The organism is Ensifer sp. Root954 (assembly GCF_001429005.1).
In the GTDB taxonomy this organism is placed as follows: Bacteria; Pseudomonadota; Alphaproteobacteria; order Rhizobiales; family Rhizobiaceae; genus Ensifer; species Ensifer adhaerens.
Window position 1 is genome coordinate 293 of record NZ_LMJM01000002.1, and the last position, 20,358, is coordinate 20,650.

At 63.3% G+C, this 20,358-nt stretch carries 14 protein-coding genes and 1 pseudogene; 9 read left to right on the plus strand and 6 right to left on the minus strand.

All coding sequences use genetic code 11. The features are described from left to right. The 4 genes and pseudogenes from hemH to ASE71_RS03075 all read left to right on the plus strand — a co-directional run. Positions 1–136: pseudogene (gene hemH, locus ASE71_RS35565) on the plus strand (ferrochelatase); the annotation flags it as partial. Positions 137–330: 194 nt separating this feature from the next. Continuing rightward, positions 331–1,329: an SPFH domain-containing protein gene (locus ASE71_RS03065; RefSeq protein WP_089044972.1), complete on the plus strand. Its 999-nt coding sequence runs from the start codon at positions 331–333 to the stop codon at positions 1,327–1,329. A 3-nt stretch (positions 1,330–1,332) separates the two neighbouring features. Further along, positions 1,333–1,803 carry an NfeD family protein gene (locus tag ASE71_RS03070; protein WP_034786778.1) on the plus strand — a complete coding sequence of 157 codons (471 nt, stop codon included), beginning with the start codon at positions 1,333–1,335 and terminating at the stop codon, positions 1,801–1,803. Between the two features lie 94 nt (positions 1,804–1,897). Further along, positions 1,898–3,361: an outer membrane beta-barrel protein gene (locus ASE71_RS03075; protein ID WP_060517628.1), complete on the plus strand. Its 1,464-nt coding sequence runs from the start codon at positions 1,898–1,900 to the stop codon at positions 3,359–3,361. Between the two features lie 78 nt (positions 3,362–3,439). Here the strand turns inward: ASE71_RS03075 and galU are convergent, their stop codons facing one another. Then, entirely contained in the window at positions 3,440–4,327 is an 888-nt protein-coding gene (galU, locus tag ASE71_RS03080) for a UTP--glucose-1-phosphate uridylyltransferase GalU (protein WP_060517625.1), read from the minus strand. 398 nt (positions 4,328–4,725) lie between these two features. Between galU and ASE71_RS03085 the strand changes: the two genes are divergently transcribed. Then, entirely contained in the window at positions 4,726–5,946 is a 1,221-nt protein-coding gene (locus ASE71_RS03085) for a lytic murein transglycosylase (protein ID WP_034786785.1), read from the plus strand. Between the two features lie 133 nt (positions 5,947–6,079). After that, the gene (locus tag ASE71_RS03090; protein WP_060517622.1) at positions 6,080–7,330 is read left to right on the plus strand and encodes a DUF459 domain-containing protein; all 1,251 of its coding nucleotides are present in this window, start codon (positions 6,080–6,082) and stop codon (positions 7,328–7,330) included. 87 nt (positions 7,331–7,417) lie between these two features. Here the strand turns inward: ASE71_RS03090 and ASE71_RS03095 are convergent, their stop codons facing one another. Both ASE71_RS03095 and gltB read right to left on the minus strand, forming a co-directional pair. After that, complete coding sequence (locus ASE71_RS03095; protein WP_034786787.1) at positions 7,418–8,875, minus strand: glutamate synthase subunit beta; 1,458 nt, start codon at positions 8,873–8,875, stop codon at positions 7,418–7,420. Between the two features lie 108 nt (positions 8,876–8,983). Beyond that, a complete protein-coding gene (gene gltB / locus ASE71_RS03100; RefSeq protein ID WP_034786790.1) occupies positions 8,984–13,708 on the minus strand; it encodes a glutamate synthase large subunit in 4,725 nt (1,574 codons plus the stop codon). Positions 13,709–14,262: 554 nt separating this feature from the next. Here gltB and ASE71_RS03105 point away from each other — a divergent pair. Next, on the plus strand, positions 14,263–15,309 hold the full coding sequence (locus tag ASE71_RS03105) for a threonine aldolase family protein (RefSeq protein WP_060517618.1): 1,047 nt from the start codon (positions 14,263–14,265) through the stop codon (positions 15,307–15,309). A gap of 24 nt (positions 15,310–15,333) precedes the next feature. Here the strand turns inward: ASE71_RS03105 and ASE71_RS03110 are convergent, their stop codons facing one another. Further along, positions 15,334–16,191 carry a LysR family transcriptional regulator gene (locus ASE71_RS03110; RefSeq protein ID WP_034786796.1) on the minus strand — a complete coding sequence of 286 codons (858 nt, stop codon included), beginning with the start codon at positions 16,189–16,191 and terminating at the stop codon, positions 15,334–15,336. Positions 16,192–16,286: 95 nt separating this feature from the next. Here ASE71_RS03110 and ASE71_RS03115 point away from each other — a divergent pair, with 95 nt between their 5' ends. After that, entirely contained in the window at positions 16,287–17,279 is a 993-nt protein-coding gene (locus tag ASE71_RS03115; RefSeq protein WP_060517617.1) for a bile acid:sodium symporter family protein, read from the plus strand. 84 nt (positions 17,280–17,363) lie between these two features. Here the strand turns inward: ASE71_RS03115 and ASE71_RS03120 are convergent, their stop codons facing one another. Then, positions 17,364–17,825 (minus strand): Hsp20 family protein, encoded by a 462-nt coding sequence (locus ASE71_RS03120; protein ID WP_034786801.1) that lies wholly within the window; start codon positions 17,823–17,825, stop codon positions 17,364–17,366. Between the two features lie 388 nt (positions 17,826–18,213). Here ASE71_RS03120 and ASE71_RS03125 point away from each other — a divergent pair, with 388 nt between their 5' ends. After that, the gene (locus ASE71_RS03125; RefSeq protein WP_060517616.1) at positions 18,214–19,179 is read left to right on the plus strand and encodes an alpha/beta fold hydrolase; all 966 of its coding nucleotides are present in this window, start codon (positions 18,214–18,216) and stop codon (positions 19,177–19,179) included. Positions 19,180–19,288: 109 nt separating this feature from the next. Here the strand turns inward: ASE71_RS03125 and hisN are convergent, their stop codons facing one another. Continuing rightward, positions 19,289–20,062: a histidinol-phosphatase gene (gene hisN / locus ASE71_RS03130; RefSeq protein WP_060517651.1), complete on the minus strand. Its 774-nt coding sequence runs from the start codon at positions 20,060–20,062 to the stop codon at positions 19,289–19,291. Positions 20,063–20,358: the final 296 nt, after the last annotated feature.

Consider the following 20,358-nt stretch of genomic DNA (forward strand, 5'->3'; position numbering starts at 1 on the left):
CGCCGAGCAGGCGGCCGAAAGCTTCCATCACAATGGCGGCGAGAAGTTCACCCACATCCCCTGCCTGAACGACAGCGCCGAAGGCATGGCCGTGCTCGAACACGTCGTGCGCCGGGAGCTTGCCGGCTGGCTTTAAGCGTCCCATCACCCCACTTGAACGGCGCGCTGGCCGCCAACTCAGGATGAAGGAGCCGCGCTCTTGCCCACCGGCGAGCGCGGCAATCTAACATTTTGAATTTACGCGCAATCCGCGGAAAAGCGATTCCGAAGGGAAACGGAATACGCTAGACTGCAGCCACAGGTCGAGATTGCAATTTAAGGGGGTAAGTCTTGGGCGGAATGGATATCGTCGTCATTGGCTTCGTGGTGCTCATCATCCTGGTCCTCTTCATGGGGATCAAGACGGTGCCGCAGGGCTACCGCTATACGATCGAGCGCTTCGGTCGCTACACCAAAACGCTGGAGCCGGGCCTCAATCTGATCGTGCCGTTCATCGACCGCATCGGCGCCAAGATGAACGTGATGGAACAGGTGCTCGACGTTCCGACCCAGGAAGTCATCACCAAGGACAATGCCAGCGTTTCGGCCGATGCCGTCGCCTTCTATCAGATCCTGAATGCGGCGCAGGCCGCCTACCAGGTGGCGCATCTGGAAAACGCCATCCTCAACCTGACGATGACCAACATCCGCTCGGTCATGGGTTCGATGGACCTCGACGAACTGCTCTCCAACCGTGATACGATCAACGACAGGCTGCTGCACGTCGTCGACGAAGCTGCCAGCCCCTGGGGCATCAAGATCACCCGCATCGAGATCAAGGATATCGCCCCGCCGAAGGATCTCGTCGATGCCATGGCGCGCCAGATGAAGGCCGAGCGCGAGAAACGCGCGCAGGTGCTCGAAGCCGAAGGCGCCAGAAACGCCCAGATCCTGCGCGCCGAAGGCGCCAAGCAGTCGGCGATCCTGCAGGCCGAGGGCCAGCGCGAAGCGGCGTTTCGTGACGCCGAAGCGCGCGAGCGCCTGGCCGAGGCAGAGGCGAAGGCAACCAAGATGGTCTCCGAGGCCATTGCGGCCGGCGACGTGCAGGCGATCAACTACTTCGTCGCCCAGAAGTACACCGAGGCACTCGCCTCGATCGGCACCGCCAACAACCAGAAGATCGTGCTGATGCCGATGGAAGCTTCCGCGCTGATCGGTTCACTCGGTGGCATCGGCGCCATCGCCAAGGAAGTCTTTGGCGACAGCCAGACGGCGCCAGCGACCCGCCCGCGCCAGTCGACGCCGCGCACCACGCCGGCTTTCCCGACCGATCCCGCGCAAGGGAAGTAGACGATGATCGAACGCGCCATTCAAGAACTCGGGCCCTGGAGCTGGTGGGTTCTGGGCTTCGTGCTTCTCGCCGCCGAGCTCATCGCCCCCGGCGTGTTCCTGATCTGGATCGGTGTCGCCGCCTTGGCAGTCGGCATCCTCTCCCTCATGCTTTGGGAGGTCGGCTTCTGGACGTGGCAGGTCCAGCTCGTGCTGTTCGCGCTGCTCTCGGTGGCGGCCGTTCTCCTTGGCCGCCGCTTCGTTCTCTCCACATCCGAGACCACCGACGAGCCGCTTTTGAACCAGCGCGCCGAAAGCCTCGTCGGCCGCACCGCGGTCCTGGAAAAACCGATCGCCGAAGGCCGAGGGCGCATCCGGCTCGACGACACGTTCTGGGTCGTTGAGGGACCGGACCTGCCGGCCGGTACAAGGGTGCGCGTCGTTTCCACCCACGGCCGCAACCTGACCGTCGAAAGTGTAACCGCAAGCGGCTGATGCCACGACGTTTTTTCCGTTTGGAAACGATTGATTAACCACGTCGCTTTACGGTTGCGAAAGGATTGCAATCAGGCTCGTGGACAAACGGCATATGGTGCCAGGCTCATCTCGCTCGATCAAAGGAGGCGCGCGGCGTTCGACGTCGCTGGCGTTGCTGCTGGCCGGCACGGCGATGCTTGCCCCCGCATCCTTGAACGCCCAGACCGCCACGACCGCTCCCGCCACCGCTCCGACGACGACCACCTATGGCGCGGGCACTGCGCCTTCAGCCGTTCCGGCCGCGACGCCCGCAATCACCGATCCGCAGACCACCGGCGCCGTCAGCGCTGACGACCTGACCCCGGCCTCTAACGAGGATTACCTTCGCCTGAACCAGCGCGAGCCGACGATCGACGGTCTGCGGTTGCGGACCGACAACCCCGAATACGATCGCGCCCCGGGCATCCGAATCGGCACCTTCACGCTGCGCCCCAGCGTCAGCGAGACCATCAACCACGAATGGCGCAAGGACGGCGACACCAAGACCAACCGCGGCTATCTCGAAACCGGAATCCGCGGCACCTTGACCTCGGACTGGTCGCGGCATCAGCTGACCGTCACCGGCGAAGGCGTGTTGCAGAACAACATCTCCGGCGAGGGCGAGGAAGAGCCCCGCGCCAATGTCGATGCGGAACTGCGGCTCGATCTCTGGGACGAAACGATCGCCCGTCTGCGCGCCGGCTACAGTTTCGAGCGCGAGGACGCCGACGACCCGAACGCGATCTCCAACGCCAAAAACCAGTCCGCGGTCAACACCTACCGCCTCGGCGCGGCCGTTGAGCGTGATTTCGGTCTGATCCGCGGCTCGGTCGGCATCGATTTCGACCGGCGCACCTATGGTGATGTCGAACTCGAAAACGGCACGAACCTTTCGGTCAAGTATCGAAACCGCAACACCGGTGTGCTCACGGCCCGCGTCGGCTACGAACTGTCGCCGGCATTGATCCCGTTCCTCGAAGCCTCCGTCGGCAAGTCGCTCTACGATCTGCGCGAAGATCCGCTCGGTTTCGAACGCTCCTATCAGACCTATGCCGCACGCGGCGGTATCGAGCTCGACCTCGGCGAGAAACTCTATGGCGAGCTCGGCCTCGGCTACGAAACCTACAATTTCGAGGATGAACGGCTTGGCGAACTCCGCGGCCTGTCGGTCGATGGCCGCCTCAACTGGTCGCCGCAACGCGGCACCGACGTGCTCTTCGCCGTGTCGACCGACCTCAACCCGTCAACGACGCCCGGCGACGCTGGTTCGATCGACTACAACCTCACCAACATCATCACCCACCAGATGCGCTCGGATCTCGTCGCGCGCCTGACGAATAGCCTGACGCTGCGCAACTACCCCTCGAACGCCCGCTCGTCGGACGAGACCACCTGGCGCACCGGCGCCGGCCTCACCTACGACATCAACCGCTACCTGGCGCTGACGGGCGACGTCAGCTACGAGCGCACCACCCGCGATCAGGGCGACACCACCGACATCACCCGCGTCGGCGTCGGGTTGACGCTGCGCCGCTGAGGCAATCCCATTATCCAGATAAAAAAAGGCCGCGCCCGATGGACGCGGCCTTTCTTGCCTTCGAGAAGAGAAAGCCGATTACTTCAGGCTGCCGAGCAGGCTCTTCAGCGGGCCTTCGACGGTCGGACGGATATCGCCACGCTCGAGCGCGAAGGCGACGTTGGCCAGGATGAAGCCGTCCTTGGCGCCACAGTCGTAGGTATCGCCACGGAAGTGGTAAGCGGCGAACTGCTGGTTGTCGGAAAGCTTGACCATGCCGTCGGTCAGCTGGATCTCGTTGCCGGCGCCGCGCTCCTGCTTTTCGAGAATCGGGAAGATCTCCGGCTGCAGGATGTAGCGGCCGTTGATGAAGAAGTTGGAGGGGGCAGTGCCCGGTGCTGGCTTCTCGACCATCTTGGTGATCTTGAAACCTTCGCCGACCTTGTCGCCGACGCCGACGATGCCGTATTTGTGCGCCTGGTCCGGCGCGCATTCCTCAACCGCGATGACGTTGCCGCCGCTCTGCTCATAGAGCTCGACCATGCCCTTCAGGCAGCCCTTCTCACCCTTCATGATCATGTCGGGCAGGAGCAGCGCGAAGGGCTCGTTGCCGACGAGTTCACGGGCGCACCAGACCGCGTGGCCAAGGCCGAGCGGCGCCTGCTGGCGGGTGAAGCTGGTGGTGCCGGCCTTCGGCAGGATGCCGTCGAGCAGCGCGATCTCGGCCTTCTTGTTGCGCTCGCGCAGCGTCTGGTCGAGCTCGACCTGAATGTCGAAATAGTCCTCGATGACAGCCTTGCTGCGTCCGGTCACGAAGATCAGATGCTCGATCCCGGCTTCCAGCGCTTCGTCGACCACATATTGAATGACCGGCTTGTCCACCACCGTCAGCATTTCCTTCGGCACGGCCTTGGTCGCCGGCAGGAAACGGGTGCCCAGTCCTGCGACCGGGAACACGGCTTTGCGGACTTTACGCTTGTCGGTCATCGATACCTCCTTGAAAGGATTTCACTCATAACTCTTGCCGAATGGTCCTGGACGTCAATCCGTCCCGAACCATACAGCGCTCCGTAATGGAGCCGCAATCTCTATGCCGTCAGCTGAACACAGCATGAACCGACGAAACAAATGCATATGCGAACTCCACGACCAAGGCTTGACATTTTCTGTGGCCGAAGACGCCACCACATTTTCATGGTAAAGGGTTTGTTGACCACGTTTCTGTAGATTCGTTGCAATCCGGCAATGCAACAAGCGCGGCCGGATCCGAAACAGGAGCCGCCGACGACTGCCCCCACCGTCCAGGCTGGCCCCAGACTGCCACCTTGCGGAGTGATTCGGGCCATGACGGCCGAAGCTCCGCAGAGAAACGGAACCGACAGCTGATGATCAGAAACCGCAGGACGTTTTTCCGTCATATCGCAGCCGCCCTCGTCCTATCCGCCGCCACGCTCGGCACCGCACCTGCGCGCGCCGATACCGGGTTCCAGAACTGGATCAACGAGTTTTACGCGACCGCCGCCCAGGCCGGCATCACCAAGTCAACCTACCGCCAGGCCTTTGCCGGCGTAAAGTCGCCCGACCAGACGGTGATCGACAAGGCCAACTACCAGCCGGAGTTCAAGCACAAGATCTGGGAATATATCGATTCCCGCGTGAACCCCTACACCAAGCGCGTCGGCCAGGAGATGGCGACCAAGCACGCCCGCACGCTGAACGCGCTGGAGAAACACTTCGGCGTCGACAAGACCATTCTTCTGGCCATCTGGTCGATGGAGTCCAACTACGGCGCAGTGCTGGAGAAGGATGACCGCCTGCACTACGTGCCGCGCGCGCTGGCAACCCTTGCCTATGCGGATCCGAAGCGGTCGAACTATGCCAAGAAGCAGCTGATCGCAGCACTCAAGATCCTGCAGAAGGGCGACATCACGCCGCGCGAGCTGACCGGCTCCTGGGCGGGTGCCATGGGCCACACCCAGTTCATCCCGACGAGCTACCTGCTCTATGCAGTCGATGCGGATGGAAACGGTCACCGCGACATCTGGAACTCCGTGCCGGACGCGCTGGCGACCGCCGCCAACCTCCTGAAGAAGAATGGCTGGCAACCGGGCGAGACCTGGGGCTACGAGGTCGCCCCGCCGGCAAATGCCGCGAAATATTCCGGCCAGACGAAGACGCTCAAGGAATGGGCGTCGCTCGGTTTTGCCCGGCCGAACGGCAAGGGCTTCCGCAACGGCAGCACCCGCGCCGAACTCAAGCTGCCGAGCGGGGGCCAGGGCCCCGGCTTCCTGATGACCAAGAACTTCTTCGTCATCAAGCGCTACAACGCCTCGGACAGCTACGCGCTTGGCGTCGGCCTGCTCGCCGACCAGATCGCCGGCTACCAGGGCATGCAGCAGCGCTGGCCGCGTCCGGACGGTTCGCTTGATATCAGCGAGAAGTTCGAGCTGCAGAACCGGCTGAAGGAGCTCGGCTACTACAGCGGCGAAGTCGACGGCAATTTCGGCTCCGGCTCCAAGGCCGCGATCCAGGCGTTCCAGTCGAAGAACGGACTGGCGCCGGACGGAGAGCCGACCCAGATGCTGCTGCGGGCGCTCCGCAACTAGCAGGTTCGAAACGGTTTCGCGATCTGAGTATCCGTGAGATACAATAGGGCAAGCGCGCTGCACCCCGTGCGGCGCGCTGAAACTTTTGCGCGGCAAGGCCGCCCGAATACGCGATGAACGGGGCAGAAAGCAGATGATCAGCAAACGCCGCAGGCAAGTTGGCCGAACGCCGTTCGGGATTGCGACGATCTGCATCGCCCTTGTGGCGATGCTCACCGTCAGCCTTTTTGCGAGCTTTGCCGAAGCGCAGGAACGGGTGCAGCGGCGCACTCTGTTCCAGATGCTTTTCGGCGGGCTGACCCGCGAACGGCCGACCTATGCAGATCGCGACTATTATCCCGAACAACCGCGCCCGAAGCGCCAGCGCCAGCCGCAGCAGCGACAGAAGGGCCAGGGCCAACAGAAGCAGAAGCCGAAGGTCGCCGACACCCCTGCCCCGGCGCCGGTGGTGGTGGAGAAAGCGCCAGATGCCAAGAAGGTGCTCGTCGTCGGCGACTTCATGGCCGGCAGCCTCGGCGACGGCTTGAAGACCGCCTTCGAGATGACGCCCGGCATCACCATCGAGACGCGGGCGAACGGCTCGTCCGGCCTCGTGCGCGAGGACTATTTCAATTGGCCGGGCACGCTGCCGGGCTATGTCGGCGACGTGAAGCCGTCGGTCATCATCATCAGCCTCGGCGCCAACGATCGCCAGCAGATGCAGATCGGCAGCACCAAGGAGAAGTTCCGCTCCGACCTTTGGACGGAAGAATATCGCAAGCGTGTCAACGCGCTGGCAGCCCTTGCGCGCAAGGAAAAGCTGCCGGTTCTCTGGGTCGGCATGCCGCCGTTCCAGTCGGCCGCGATGACCGCCGACATGGTCACCTTCAACGGCATCTATCGCGAGGAGATCGAGAAGGTCGGCGGACAGTTCGTCGACATCTGGGACGGCTTCGTCGATGAGGGCGGCAAGTTCGTTCTGACCGGCTCCGATATCAACGGCCAGCAGGTGCGCCTGCGCGGCGCCGACGGCGTCAACCTCACCAAGGCCGGCAAGCGCAAGCTTGCCTTCTACGTCGAGAAGGACATCCGTCGGCTGCTCGGCGATGCCGCCGCCACCGACAAGAACGTGCCGGGCGCCGACGAGCTCAAGGACCTGGTGGTGACCGCACCGCTCGGCAACGAGGATATCGTCAAGACCCAGCCGATCGGGCTGACCGATCCGGCGCTGGATGGCGCCGCGTCCCTGCTCGGCAGCGCCGCACCGGACAAGGGCAACGGCAAGAGCCCACGCGACCTGCTGGTTGGCAAGGGTGACGTCGCCGCCGCTCCGGCCGGCCGCGTCGATGACTTCCGCCTCTCGAAGCCAAACACGGTCATCAGCAACCCGGTGATCCGCAACTAGGCCGACGATCCCCATTCAGCCTTCTGGCACACCATGAAAAAAGCCCCGCATCGCTGCGGGGCTTTTTTCATGCTTGGGAGTAATGCCTTAGCGCGGCAGCGTGGTCGAACCCATCAGCGCCTCGTCGATCGCACGCGCCGCCTGGCGGCCTTCGCGGATCGCCCAGACGACGAGCGACTGGCCGCGGCGCACGTCGCCGGCCGTCCAGAGCTTGTCGACCGAGGTCTTGTAGTCGCGCTCGTTGGCGACGACGTTGGTCGAGCCGCGGCGGTCGGTGTTGAGCGTCAGCTTGTCGCCGAGGTCCTTGATCACGCTGTTGGTGAAGGGACCACTGAAACCGATGGCGATGAAGGCAAGATCCGCCTTGATGATGAACTCCGTGCCGGCGACCGGCTTGCGGCGATCATCCACCTGGCAGCACTTCACGCCGGTCAGGTTGCCGTCCTCGTCGCCGATGAACTCAAGGGTCGCCACCTGGAACTCGCGGATGGCGCCTTCGGCCTGGCTCGAAGAGGTGCGCATCTTCGTCGCCCAAAACGGCCAGACGGCGAGCTTGTCTTCCTTTTCCGGCGGCTGCGGACGGATGTCGAGCTGGGTCACCTTGACGGCGCCCTGGCGGAAAGCGGTGCCGACACAGTCGGACGCGGTATCACCACCGCCGACGACGACGATATGCTTGCCGCCGGCAAGGATCGGCTGCGACGGCCAGCCGACGCTGTCGATGTTCTCGCGGCCGACGCGGCGGTTCTGCTGGACGAGATAGGGCATCGCGTCATGCACGCCGGCGAACTGGACGCCGGGGATTCCCGCGTCGCGCGGGGTCTCGGAGCCGCCGCAGTAGAGCACGGCGTCATGCTCGTCGAGCAGGCGCTGCATCGGAACGTCGACGCCGACATTGATGCCGCAGTGGAAAGTGACGCCTTCGCCGCGCATCTGGTCGACGCGGCGATCGATGAAGTTCTTCTCCATCTTGAAGTCCGGGATGCCGTAGCGCAGCAGGCCGCCGGGCTTGGTTTCGCGCTCGTAGACGTGCACCTCGTGGCCGGCGCGGGCAAGCTGCTGGGCCGCGGCCATACCGGCAGGTCCCGAGCCGATGATCGCGACCTTCTTGCCGGTCTTGGTGACGGCCGGCTGCGGCACGATATAGCCCATTTCATAGGCCTTGTCGGCGATCGCCTGTTCGACGGTCTTGATCGCGACCGGGGTGTCTTCGAGGTTCAACGTGCAGGCTTCCTCGCACGGCGCCGGGCAGACGCGGCCGGTGAATTCCGGGAAGTTGTTGGTCGAATGCAGGTTGCGGATCGCCTCGTCCCAGTTGCCGTTGTAGACGAGATCGTTCCAGTCCGGGATCTGGTTGTGCACCGGGCAGCCGGTCGGGCCGTGGCAATAGGGGATGCCACAGTCCATGCAGCGAGCAGCCTGCTTCTGCACTTCCGGTTCTGACATCGGAATGGTGAATTCGCGAAAATGGCGGATGCGGTCGGACGCCGGCTGGTACTTTGCCACTTGCCGGTCGATCTCGAGAAATCCAGTTACCTTACCCATCGTTTCATCCTGAAAGCTGTGCGTCTGAACAGGCGCTTTTTGCGAGCGCGCGTGAGGGGCCCCCGAACCGATCTGTGATGAACCGGGAGCCTTGGTCACCGGGGCCTCCTATTCGGCCGCCTCTGCCATTTTCATGCGTTCCATATCCTCGAGCGCACGGCGGTACTCGACCGGCATGACCTTGCGGAACTTCGGCCGATAATCCGTCCAGTGATCGAGGATCTCCTTCGCCCGGGGCGAACCCGTGTGGTGAAGGTGGTTGGAGATGAGCTGATAAAGCCGCTCCTCGTCGTGGCGCGTCATGTCGCCCGACACGTCGACCATGCCCTTGTGCATGATGTCGCCGCCGTGGTGGTGCAGCTTCTCCAGCATGTCGTCCTCTTCCGGAACCGGTTGCAGCTCGACCATCGCCATGTTGCAGCGACGGGCGAAATCGCCTTCCTCGTCGAGCACATAGGCGACACCGCCCGACATGCCGGCCGCAAAGTTGCGCCCCGTTCCGCCGAGCACGACGACGACGCCGCCGGTCATGTATTCGCAGCCGTGGTCACCCACGCCCTCGACGACCGCGACCGCGCCGGAGTTGCGCACGGCGAAACGTTCGCCGGCTACGCCGTTGAAGTAGCACTCGCCCGAGATCGCGCCGTAAAGCACGGTGTTGCCGACGATGATCGATTCTTGCGGAACGATCGTGGCATTTTCCGGCGGCCGGACGATGATGCGACCGCCCGAAAGACCCTTGCCGACATAGTCGTTACCGTCACCCACGAGATCGAAGGTGATGCCGCGTGCGAGGAACGCGCCGAAGGACTGGCCAGCCGTGCCCTTGAGGGTCACGTGGATGGTGTCGTCCTTCAGGCCCTTGTGGCCCCAGCGCTTGGCAAGCGCACCCGCAAGCATCGCGCCGGCCGAACGGTCGACGTTCTTGATCTCGGCTTCGATCTTGACCGGAGCCTTGGTTTCGAGCGCGACCGCCGCTTCCTTGATCAGCTTGCGATCGAGAACATCGTCGATCGGGTGCTGCTGGCGCGTGGTCCAGTAGGTCTCTTCCTTCTTGGCTTCCACCTTGTGGAAGATCTTCGAGAAGTCGAGGCCGTTGGCCTTCCAGTGCGCAAGCGCACTGTCCTTTTCGAGCAGTTCCGAAGCGCCGACGATGTCGTTGAGCTTCCTGACGCCGAGCGACGCCAGGATCTCGCGCACTTCCTCGGCCACGAAGAAGAAGTAGTTGATGACGTGTTCGGCCGTGCCCTTGAAGCGCTTGCGCAGCACCGGATCCTGGGTCGCAACGCCGACGGGACAGGTGTTGAGGTGGCACTTGCGCATCATGATGCAGCCGGCGGCGATCAGCGGTGCGGTGGCGAAGCCGAATTCGTCGGCACCGAGCAGCGCGCCGATGATGACGTCGCGACCGGTCTTCAGACCACCATCGACCTGAAGGGCGACGCGCGAACGCAGGCCGTTCAGCACCAGCGTCTGCTGGGTCTCGGCCAGACCGATTTCCCAGGGGCTGCCGGCGTGTTTCAGCGAGGTGAGCGGCGAAGCGCCGGTACCGCCGTCGAAGCCAGCGACGGTGATATGGTCGGCGCGCGCCTTGGCAACGCCGGCGGCAACCGTGCCGACGCCGACTTCCGAGACGAGCTTGACCGAAACGTCGGCTTCCGGATTGACGTTCTTCAGATCGTAGATCAGCTGTGCCAGGTCTTCGATCGAGTAGATGTCATGGTGCGGCGGCGGCGAAATCAGGCCGACGCCCGGGGTCGAATGCCTGGTCTTGGCAACCGTTGCATCGACCTTGTGGCCGGGCAGCTGCCCGCCTTCGCCGGGCTTGGCCCCTTGCGCCACCTTGATCTGCAGCATGTCGGCATTGACCAGATACTCGGTGGTCACGCCGAAGCGGCCGGACGCGATCTGCTTGATCGCCGAACGTTCCGGGTTCATCGAACCATCGGGCAGCGGCAGGTAGCGGTCGCTTTCCTCGCCCCCTTCGCCGGTGTTCGACTTGCCGCCGATCCGGTTCATGGCAATCGCCAGCGTCGTATGTGCCTCGCGGCTGATCGAGCCGAAGGACATGGCCCCGGTCGAGAAGCGCTTGACGATATCGACGGCCGGTTCGACCTCGTCGACCGAGATCGGCTTGCGGCCAAGGGCTTCGGCGCTCTTGATCGTGAACAGGCCACGGATGGTGTTCATGCGCAGCGCCGAGTTGTTCACCATCTCGGCGAACTCGCGGTAGCGGTCCTCTGCGTTGCCACGAACGGCGTGCTGCAGCGAGGCGATCGCGTCCGGCGTCCAGGCATGGCTTTCGCCGCGCATGCGGAAGGCATATTCGCCACCGATATCGAGCGAGTTGGCGAGAACCGGGTCGGCGCCGAAGGCCGCCTTGTGGCGGGCGACGGTTTCGGCGGCGATCTCTTCGAGGCCGATGCCTTCGATCGTCGTCGCCGTGCCGAAGAAGAACTGGTCGACAAGCTTCGACGACAGGCCGACGGCGTCGAAGATCTGCGCGCCACAATAGGACTGGTAGGTCGAGATGCCCATCTTGGACATGACCTTGAGGATGCCCTTACCGACGGCCTTGATGTAGCGGTAGACCACTTCGCTGCCGTCGACTTCCTTGGGGAACTCGCCACGCTTGTGCATGTCGGTGAGCGTATCGAAGGCGAGATAGGGGTTGATCGCCTCGGCGCCGTAGCCGGCGAGCAGACAGAACTGATGCACTTCGCGCGGTTCGCCGGATTCAAGCACGATGCCGACCGACGTGCGCAGACCCTTGCGGATCAGGTGGTGGTGCACGGCCGCGGTCGCGAGCAGCGCCGGGATAGCCACGCGGTCCGGTCCGACCTGGCGGTCCGACAGAACGATGATGTTGTAGCCGCCCTTCACCGCCGCTTCCGCACGTTCGCAGAGCCGGTCGAGCATTTCCGGCATCCCTTCGGCGCCGCGCGAAATGTCATAGGTAAAGTCGAGCGTCTTGGTGTCGAAACGATCCTCGGTGTGACCGATCGAGCGGATCTTTTCGAGATCGCCGTTGGTCAGGATCGGCTGGCGCACCTCGAGCCGCTTGGCATGCGCCATGCCCTCGTGGTCGAGGATGTTCGGACGCGGACCGATGAAGGAGACGAGGCTCATCACCAGCTCCTCGCGGATCGGGTCGATCGGCGGGTTGGTGACCTGCGCAAAGTTCTGCTTGAAATAGGTGTAAAGCAGCTTGCGCTTGTCCGACATCGCCGAGATCGGCGTGTCGGTGCCCATCGAGCCGATCGCTTCCTGGCCGGTCGTCGCCATCGGCGACATCAGGATCTTGGTGTCTTCGAGCGTGTAGCCAAAGGCCTGCTGGCGATCGATCAGGGAAACGTCACGGCGGAGCGCACGCGGCTCCACCGGCTTCAGCTCCTCGAGGATCAGCTGGGTGTCTTCGAGCCACTTGCTGTAGGGGTGCTTTTGCGCGAGCGAGGACTTCACCTCCTCGTCGGAGATGATGCGGCCCTGTTCCATATCGATGAGCAGCATCTTGCCCGGCTGCAGGCGCCACTTCTTGACGATCTTGTCTTCGTCGACCGGCAGCACGCCGGCTTCCGACGCGAGGATGACGCGGTCGTCCGAGGTGACGATGTAGCGGGCCGGACGCAAACCGTTGCGGTCGAGCGTCGCACCGACCTGGCGACCGTCGGTAAAGGCGACAGCTGCCGGACCGTCCCACGGCTCCATCAGCGCTGCGTGGTATTCGTAGAACGCCTTTCGCTCAGGCGACATCAACTGGTTGCCGGCCCACGCCTCGGGGATCAGCATCATGACGGCATGCGACAGCGAATAGCCGCCCTGCACCAGGAACTCGAGTGCGTTGTCGAAGCAGGCGGTGTCCGACTGGCCTTCGTAGGAGATCGGCCAGAGCTTGGAGATGTCGTCGCCGAAGAGCGGCGAGGAAACCGAGGCCTGGCGCGCTGCCATCCAGTTGACGTTGCCGCGCAGCGTGTTGATTTCGCCGTTGTGGGCGACCATGCGGTAGGGATGGGCGAGCTTCCACGACGGAAACGTGTTGGTCGAGAAGCGCTGGTGAACGAGCGCCACCGCACTTTCGAAGCGCGGGTCGGACAGATCCTTGTAATAGGCGCCGACCTGGTAAGCGAGGAACATGCCCTTGTAGACGATCGTCGAGGACGACAGCGACACGGGGTAGAAGTTGCTCTCCTCGCCCTTGTATTCGTCATAGATGCGGTTGGAGATCACCTTGCGCAGCGTGAAGAGACGGCGCTCGAACTCCGGGTTCGTGGCGGCGTCACGGCCGGCACCGATGAAGATCTGGACATGGCGCGGCTCGGTCGCGGCGATTTCCGGCGCCTTCGACAGCGACGCGTTGTCGACGGGCACGTCGCGGTAGCCGATGAGCACCTGGCCCTCTTCGGTGACGACGTCCTTGATCACCTGCTTGAAGTGTTCGACGAGCGCATCGTCCTGCGGCATGAAGATGTGGCCGACGGCATATTCGCCCGCCTTCGGCAGGGTGATGCCCTGCTTGGCCATCTCCTCGCGGAAGAAACGGTCGGGAATCTGCACGAGGATGCCCGCGCCATCTCCCATCAGCGGGTCGGCGCCGACGGCACCACGGTGCGTCAGGTTTTCGAGCATGAAGAGGCCATCGCGCACGATCTGGTGCGACTTCTGACCCTTCATATGGGCGACGAAGCCGACACCGCAGGCGTCATGTTCGTTGCGCGGATCGTAGAGCCCCTGTTTTCGCGGCAGGCCAGTCGGGAATGCGGGCGTTTTTTCAGCCGTCGCAACGCTGTGTGCGAGGTTGAGCCCAGATTGCTGTGATGGCGAATGATCCGTCATCGTTTTCCCTCCTGTTGAACCCGGCACCGCCGGGCATGGCACCGCCCGCGCATGACTCTTCGTTGCGCGCAAAGACACGCCGAAAAGCCGGGGCACTCATCGTCTCATGATCCTGATCAGGTCGCAAATAAGCACGGCATCATCAGGCACTGATGTCTGCGACCATCCTGACGGCAGGCGATAACAACCGGATGAAATCCGGCCAATCCTCCCGCTTCGCACGCCGGATGCCACTTTTTTAGGCACTCACGGCGATTGTTCCGGTCCCTAGACCGAAATAGGACAGCAAACCTGTCCTATTTCATGTGCTCTATGCCAGAAACCACCCCCCTCCGCAAGAGGCATATCAGCAAATAATGGAGAAGATTTTGCCGAACATTGCCGGAAATTTCCGGCTTTTATAATTTAATTACGGCATATCGTCGTTTTCTTCATTTTGGTTTCAAACTGGTCTCCCGTTGGCCTTTCGGCCGCTGACCGTGATTGATCCGGCTATAAACTCGGCTAAGGTCGGCAAAAGCCGTCGAATTGACGGTGAAACAGGGTGAGAAGTGATGATTTTTTCGTCTGATAACTGGGCTGGCGCCCATCCCGCGATTGCCGAAAGCCTGATGGCCCATGCCGGCGGCTACGCGTCGGCCTATGGCACCAGCGAGCTCGACCGGAAGGTGGAGAAGAAGTTCGCGGACATCTTCGAAAGGGACGTCGCCGTCTTCTTCGTCGGCACCGGAACAGCCGCCAATTCGCTGGCACTGGCAACAGCCAACCGCGCCGGCGGTGTCGCCTTCTGCCATCGCGAGGCCCATGTCATCGCCGACGAATGCGGCGCGCCCGAATTCTTTTCGCATGGCGCCCGACTGAAACCCGTCGACGGACCGCGGGGCAAGATGGAGGCCTCCCGCCTCGAAGCCGAGATCCGGCGCTTCCCGCTCGATAACGTCCATGGCGGCCAGCCCAGTGCGGTATCGCTGACGCAAGCGACGGAAAGCGGCACGGTCTATTCGCTCGCCGAAATCGAAGCGATCGCGGCCGTCGCCAAGGGACACAAGCTGCCGCTGCACATGGATGGTGCGCGCTTCGCCAACGCGCTGGTCAGCCTCGACGTAACGCCCGCCGAAATGACCTGGAAGCGCGGCGTCGACCTCGTCTCCTTCGGCGGCACCAAGAACGGCTGCTGGTGCGCCGAGGCGCTGGTGCTGTTCGACCTCTCCAAGGCCCACGAGATGCACTTCCTGCGCAAGCGCTCCGCCCAGCTTTTCTCCAAGTCGCGTTTCGTCTCGGCGCAGTTCGACGCCTATTTCGCCGGCGATCTCTGGCTGAATCTCGCCCGTCACGCCAACGCCATGGCCACACGCCTGGCCGAGGGCATTGCCGCCGCAAAGACGAGCCGGCTTGCCTGGCAGGCCGATGCCAACGAGGTCTTCGCCATCATCAGCAAGGATGTGGCGGCGAAGCTCAGGCAGGATGGCGCCGTCTTCTACGACTGGCCAGTGCCGCACGACCTCGAGGGCAAGCTTGCTAAGAACGAGGGCCTCTATCGCCTCGTCACCAGCTTTGCGACCAAGGCCGAGGACGTCGACCGCTTCGTCGCCGGCTGCTGAGCGGTATCGGTATCGGCCCTGCCTTCAGGACTGCCCTTGCAGGGTCCTCAGATTGGCGAGGATTTCGACCGAGAGCGCCGCACTCAGCTTTCGGTCGACGCCCTTGCTCGGCACCAGCACGAATTCCACGTCTTCGAGCGGCGGCAGGAGCCCGGCCGGGATTTCCTTCAGCCCCGAGGGCACCATGCTGCGCGGCTGCACGAGCACGCCCATGCCGGCACGGGCCGCCGCCGTCAGGCCGCTGAGGCTGCCACAGGTGCATACGATCCGCCACGGCAGGCGGTGGCGGTCGAGCACTTCGAGCGCGACGCTGCGGGTGATGCTCGGCGGCGGAAAGGCGATCAGCGGCAGCACCTTGTCGCGCTTGATCCTCTCGGGATCGCGCGCCAGCCAAACCAGCGGTTCGCGATAGACGAGCTCGCCCCTGAGGTCGCCGAGCCTGCGCTTGGCAAGCACCAGATCGATCTCGCCATTGTCCTGCATCTGGTAGAGCACGCCGCTCAGGGCCACCGTGAGTTCCAGATCGACCGACGGATGGGCGCGGACGAAGTCTTCCAGCACCGCCGGCAGCCGGCTCATGACGAAGTCCTCGGAGACCCCGAGGCGGAGACGGCCGCGCAAACTGCTTTCGGCAAACAGCGCCCGGACCTCGCCGTCGATCGCCAGCATCGAGCGCGCGTGGGCAAGCAGCGCCTGCCCGTCTGCCGTCAGCGAAACGCGGTGCGTATCGCGGTCGACGAGCGTGCGTCCGAGCGAGGCTTCGAGCCGCTGGATATGCTGGCTGACCGTCGATTGCCCGAGCGATAGTTTTTCCGCTGCAAGCGTGAAGCTGCCCATCTGTTCGAGGGCGACGAAACTGCGCAACTGCACGAGATCCAACATAGCTCATCTCATTTCGTGATAACTGTTATTCCTTGCATCCTGCTTCACAATGAGCGATCCCCGCAAGACGTTCGATAACGAGCAAGTGAGCTGATATGCGCCGCTACCTTCCCGATACCTTCACGATCCTGCTTCTGGCGACGGTGCTGCTTGCATCCGTCCTGCCGATCCATGGCGAGGCAACCGAATGGTTCGGATTGGCGACGAAGGTGGCTGTCGGCATGGTCTTCTTCCTGCACGGGGCGCGCCTGTCGCGCGACGTGGTGATCGCCGGCATCCTGCATTGGCGCCTGCACCTGACGATCCTTGCCTCGACCTTCGTGCTCTTCCCGCTGCTCGGCCTTGCGATCGGCTTCGTGCCGGATTCGATCCTGCCGCAATCGCTCTATACCGGCATCCTCTTCCTCTGCGTGCTGCCCTCGACGGTGCAGTCGTCGATCGCATTCACCTCCATGGCCGGTGGCAATGTGCCGGCCGCGATCTGCTCGGCGTCGGCCTCCAACATTTTCGGCATGTTCCTGACGCCGCTGCTCGTCGGGCTGCTGTTTTCCGCCGGCGGCCATGGCACCGTCACGCTCGATGCGGTCAAGCAGATCCTGCTGCAGCTGCTTGCCCCCTTCGTCATCGGCCAGATGCTGCAGCCCGTGATCGGCAACTGGATCCGCGCCCGCAAGGGACTGTTGGCGCCGGTCGATCGCGGCTCGATCCTGATGGTCGTCTACCTCGCCTTCAGCCAGGCGGTCACCTCCGGCCTGTGGCAGACGTTTTCTCTGACCGATCTCGGCGTGCTCGTCGTCATAGAGATCGTCATGCTGGCGCTCGTGATTGCCGTCACCATGTACGGCAGCCGCCTGCTCGGTTTCGACAAGGCCGACGAGATCGCCATCACCTTCTGCGGCTCGAAGAAGAGCCTTGCGAGCGGCGTCCCCATGGCAAGCGCCATCTTCGCCGGCCAGAACATCGGCGCGATCGTGCTGCCCGTCATGCTGTTCCACCAGATCCAGCTGATGGCCTGCGCGGTGATTGCCCAGCGTTATGCAGCAAGGAAAGCGGCTGCTTCCGCCATGCCGGTACCGGCCCAGCCCTGATTGATCCGACAACAAAAAACGGCGCCCGTAGAGGACGCCGTTCTTTGTGGGAGGTCTGTTTCATGCCCTGTTCGGGCATGATGTTCAGAGGGTCTGAGCCTCGATCTGCTTCGGCTGCGATGCGACCGACGCGATCTCGATCCGGCGGGGCTTGGCGGCTTCCGGGATCTCGCGGGTAAGATCGATGTGCAGCAAGCCATTCTTCAGCGAAGCGGACTTGATCTCCACGTGATCGGCGAGCTGGAAGCGGCGCTCGAAGGCGCGCTTGGCAATGCCGCGATGGAGAAACTGGCTTTCTTCGCCCTTGTCCTCGGCCTTTTCGCCCTTGACCGTCAGCGTGTGTTCACGCGCCTCGATCGAAAGCTCGCTCTCGTCGAAACCGGCAACGGCCATGGTGATGCGGTAGGCGTTTTCGCCGGTGCGCTCGATGTTGTAGGGCGGATAGGTCTGGGCTTCACCCGGCTGGCCGAGGCTGTCGAGCATGGTGAACAGGCGGTCGAATCCGACGGTCGAGCGGTAAAGGGGAGAGAAATCGAAGTGACGCATGGTGTCCTCCTTGGAGCAACTTTTGCGATGTCTGGTCGGCCACCCCATTCTGGCAGTGGCAGGACCGGTGAACGGACCCGTCTTCGGCGCCCGTGACCCTGATTTGGGGAGGCGATTTGACGACTTCAAGACGCCCCCGCCGACGATTTTTCCGTGAACCCGACATGAACGCCGGCTTCGGCTTCCGTTCAGCCCGGCGGGACTAAAACAAAATCCTGGGCCGCAACGCCCAGGCTGAAGTGACATGTCCCTTCCCCTTCAGCGGCCGGAAACGGTGATCGTCCGGATTTCACCCACCGTTTCCGGCTTTTTTCTTTGACGGCGAAGACCCTGCCGCCTATCCCTTGATGCTACCGATCAACACGCTTTCACCTCCGGCCACGACCCCATGACCTCGATCCTCCACGCGACACCGGACAATCCGATCCCGGACAATCATGTCGCTGGCTTTTTCGATGGCATCGGCGGCCGCAAGATCCGCTATGCGATCTTCAAGACGAAGCAGCCGGTGGCGCGCGGCACGGTCGTTCTGCTGCAGGGCCGCAACGAATCGATCGAGAAGTACTTCGAGACGATTGCCGATCTGACTGCGGCCGGCCTCTGGGTCGCCACCTTCGACTGGCGCGGCCAGGCCGGCTCCGAGCGGCTGCTGGCGCACCCCGGACGCGGTTATGTCGACCACTTTTCCGACTATGAGCGCGACCTCAGCACCTTCCTCGAACAGATCGTGCTGCCCGATACCCGCCTGCCCTTCTCGATCGTCGCCCATTCCATGGGCGCTCTCGTTGCCCTCTCCCTCGCCCCGATGCTGGCAAGCCGCATCGATCGGCTGGTGGTGCTCGCACCCTTCGTCGGCCTTGGCGGCCAGGCGCTCGGCGAAAAGAGCATCGCGACGGTTGCGACCTTCATGCGGCTGGTCGGCCTCGGCGCCCTGCCGGCACACCCCGACAAGGGCAACCGCCCCTTCGAAAACAACGTGCTGACGGCCGATCGCCGCCGCTACGCCCGCAACATCGCGCTAACCGATGCGCATCCGGAACTGAGGCTCGGGCCCCCGACGGCGCGCTGGCTGAGCGAGGCTTTCCACGCCATGCGCCGGGTCATCCGCCGCGAGCATCTGACCCGCATCACCCTGCCGACGATCATCCTGGCACCGACGGCCGATCGGCTGGTACCCCACATCGCCGTCGAATGGCTGGCGCGCAATTTCCGCGCCGCGCAGATGATCCCGATCGACGGCGCCCGACACGAGCTGCTGCACGAGGCGGACCGCTACCGCGCCCAGGCGATGGCGGCGATCCTCGCCTTCGTCATCCCCGAAGAAGGCGACGCGCGCGAAACCAGCGCCGCCTGAAGCAAGCGGTCGCTCGCTACAGCGCCGCACGTCCTATCAGACGCGCAAAGGTCACTGCAACACGTTGATTTTACGGATGTCTGGACCGCCGCGCGAGGCGCAGGGCGCATCAGCCCTTCAGGATTTCCAGCGCCTGCGCGTGCAGTTCGGCATTGCCGGCAGCAACAACTTCGCCGCCCATTTCCGCCGGACCGCCCTGCCAGTTGGTGACGATGCCGCCGGCCTGCTCGATCAGAGGGATGAGCCCGCCGACATCATAGGGCTTCAGCCCGCATTCGATTACCAGATCGACATGGCCGGCGGCCAGAAGCGCGAATGCGTAGCAATCGCAGCCGTAGCGGAACAGACGCACCTTGCTTTGCACCGTCTCATAGCGGGTCTTGAGATCGCCGGAATAGAGATGCGGCGAGGTGGTGAAAAGCACCGCGTCGTCAAGCGATCTGCAGGCGCGGGTCGAAAGCACCTGCTCGCCACCCGGCCCGCGGTAGACCGATTTCGTGCCGTCGGCGAAATAGCGCTCGCCGGTGAAAGGCTGGTCCATCAGGCCCATGACCGCATCGCCATTGCGATAGAGGCCGACCAGCGTGCCCCAGACCGGCAAGCCGGAAATGAAGGCGCGCGTGCCGTCGATCGGGTCGATGACCCAGACATACTCGCGGTCGAGGCCAATATTGCCGTGCTCTTCGCCAAGAATGCCATGGTCCGGGAAATGCGCCTCGATCAGCGCGCGGATCGCCGCTTCCGCCGATTGGTCCGCTTCCGTTACCGGATCGAAGCCGCTCTCCAGCTTGTTGACCACGCTGGTCCCGATCCGAAAGCGCGGCAGGGTTTCCGCCTTGGCGGCATCTGCAAGGCGATCGAAGAAGGCGCGGTCAGGCAACATGGCGATCTCTCTGAAAAACATGGAGGAAGGTACGTCCTGCATAGACGAAATTTGTCGAAAGGCAAACGACCGAGCACGCCCACCTGCGGGCGTCGTCGGCGTCAGGGCCGGAGCATTTCGCACTGCACCACGACCGCTTCGCACTTCAAACGCGACTTTGGAGAATTCAATCGGTTGATTCGCCATTTCCGGCTGAAAAACTTTTGACGCGACGCAAAAGTTTTCACCGGCAAACTTGACATTTGTGCAGTGCAATATTATGGTTTTCCTACAGTCACCTGTGACTGTAAATACCC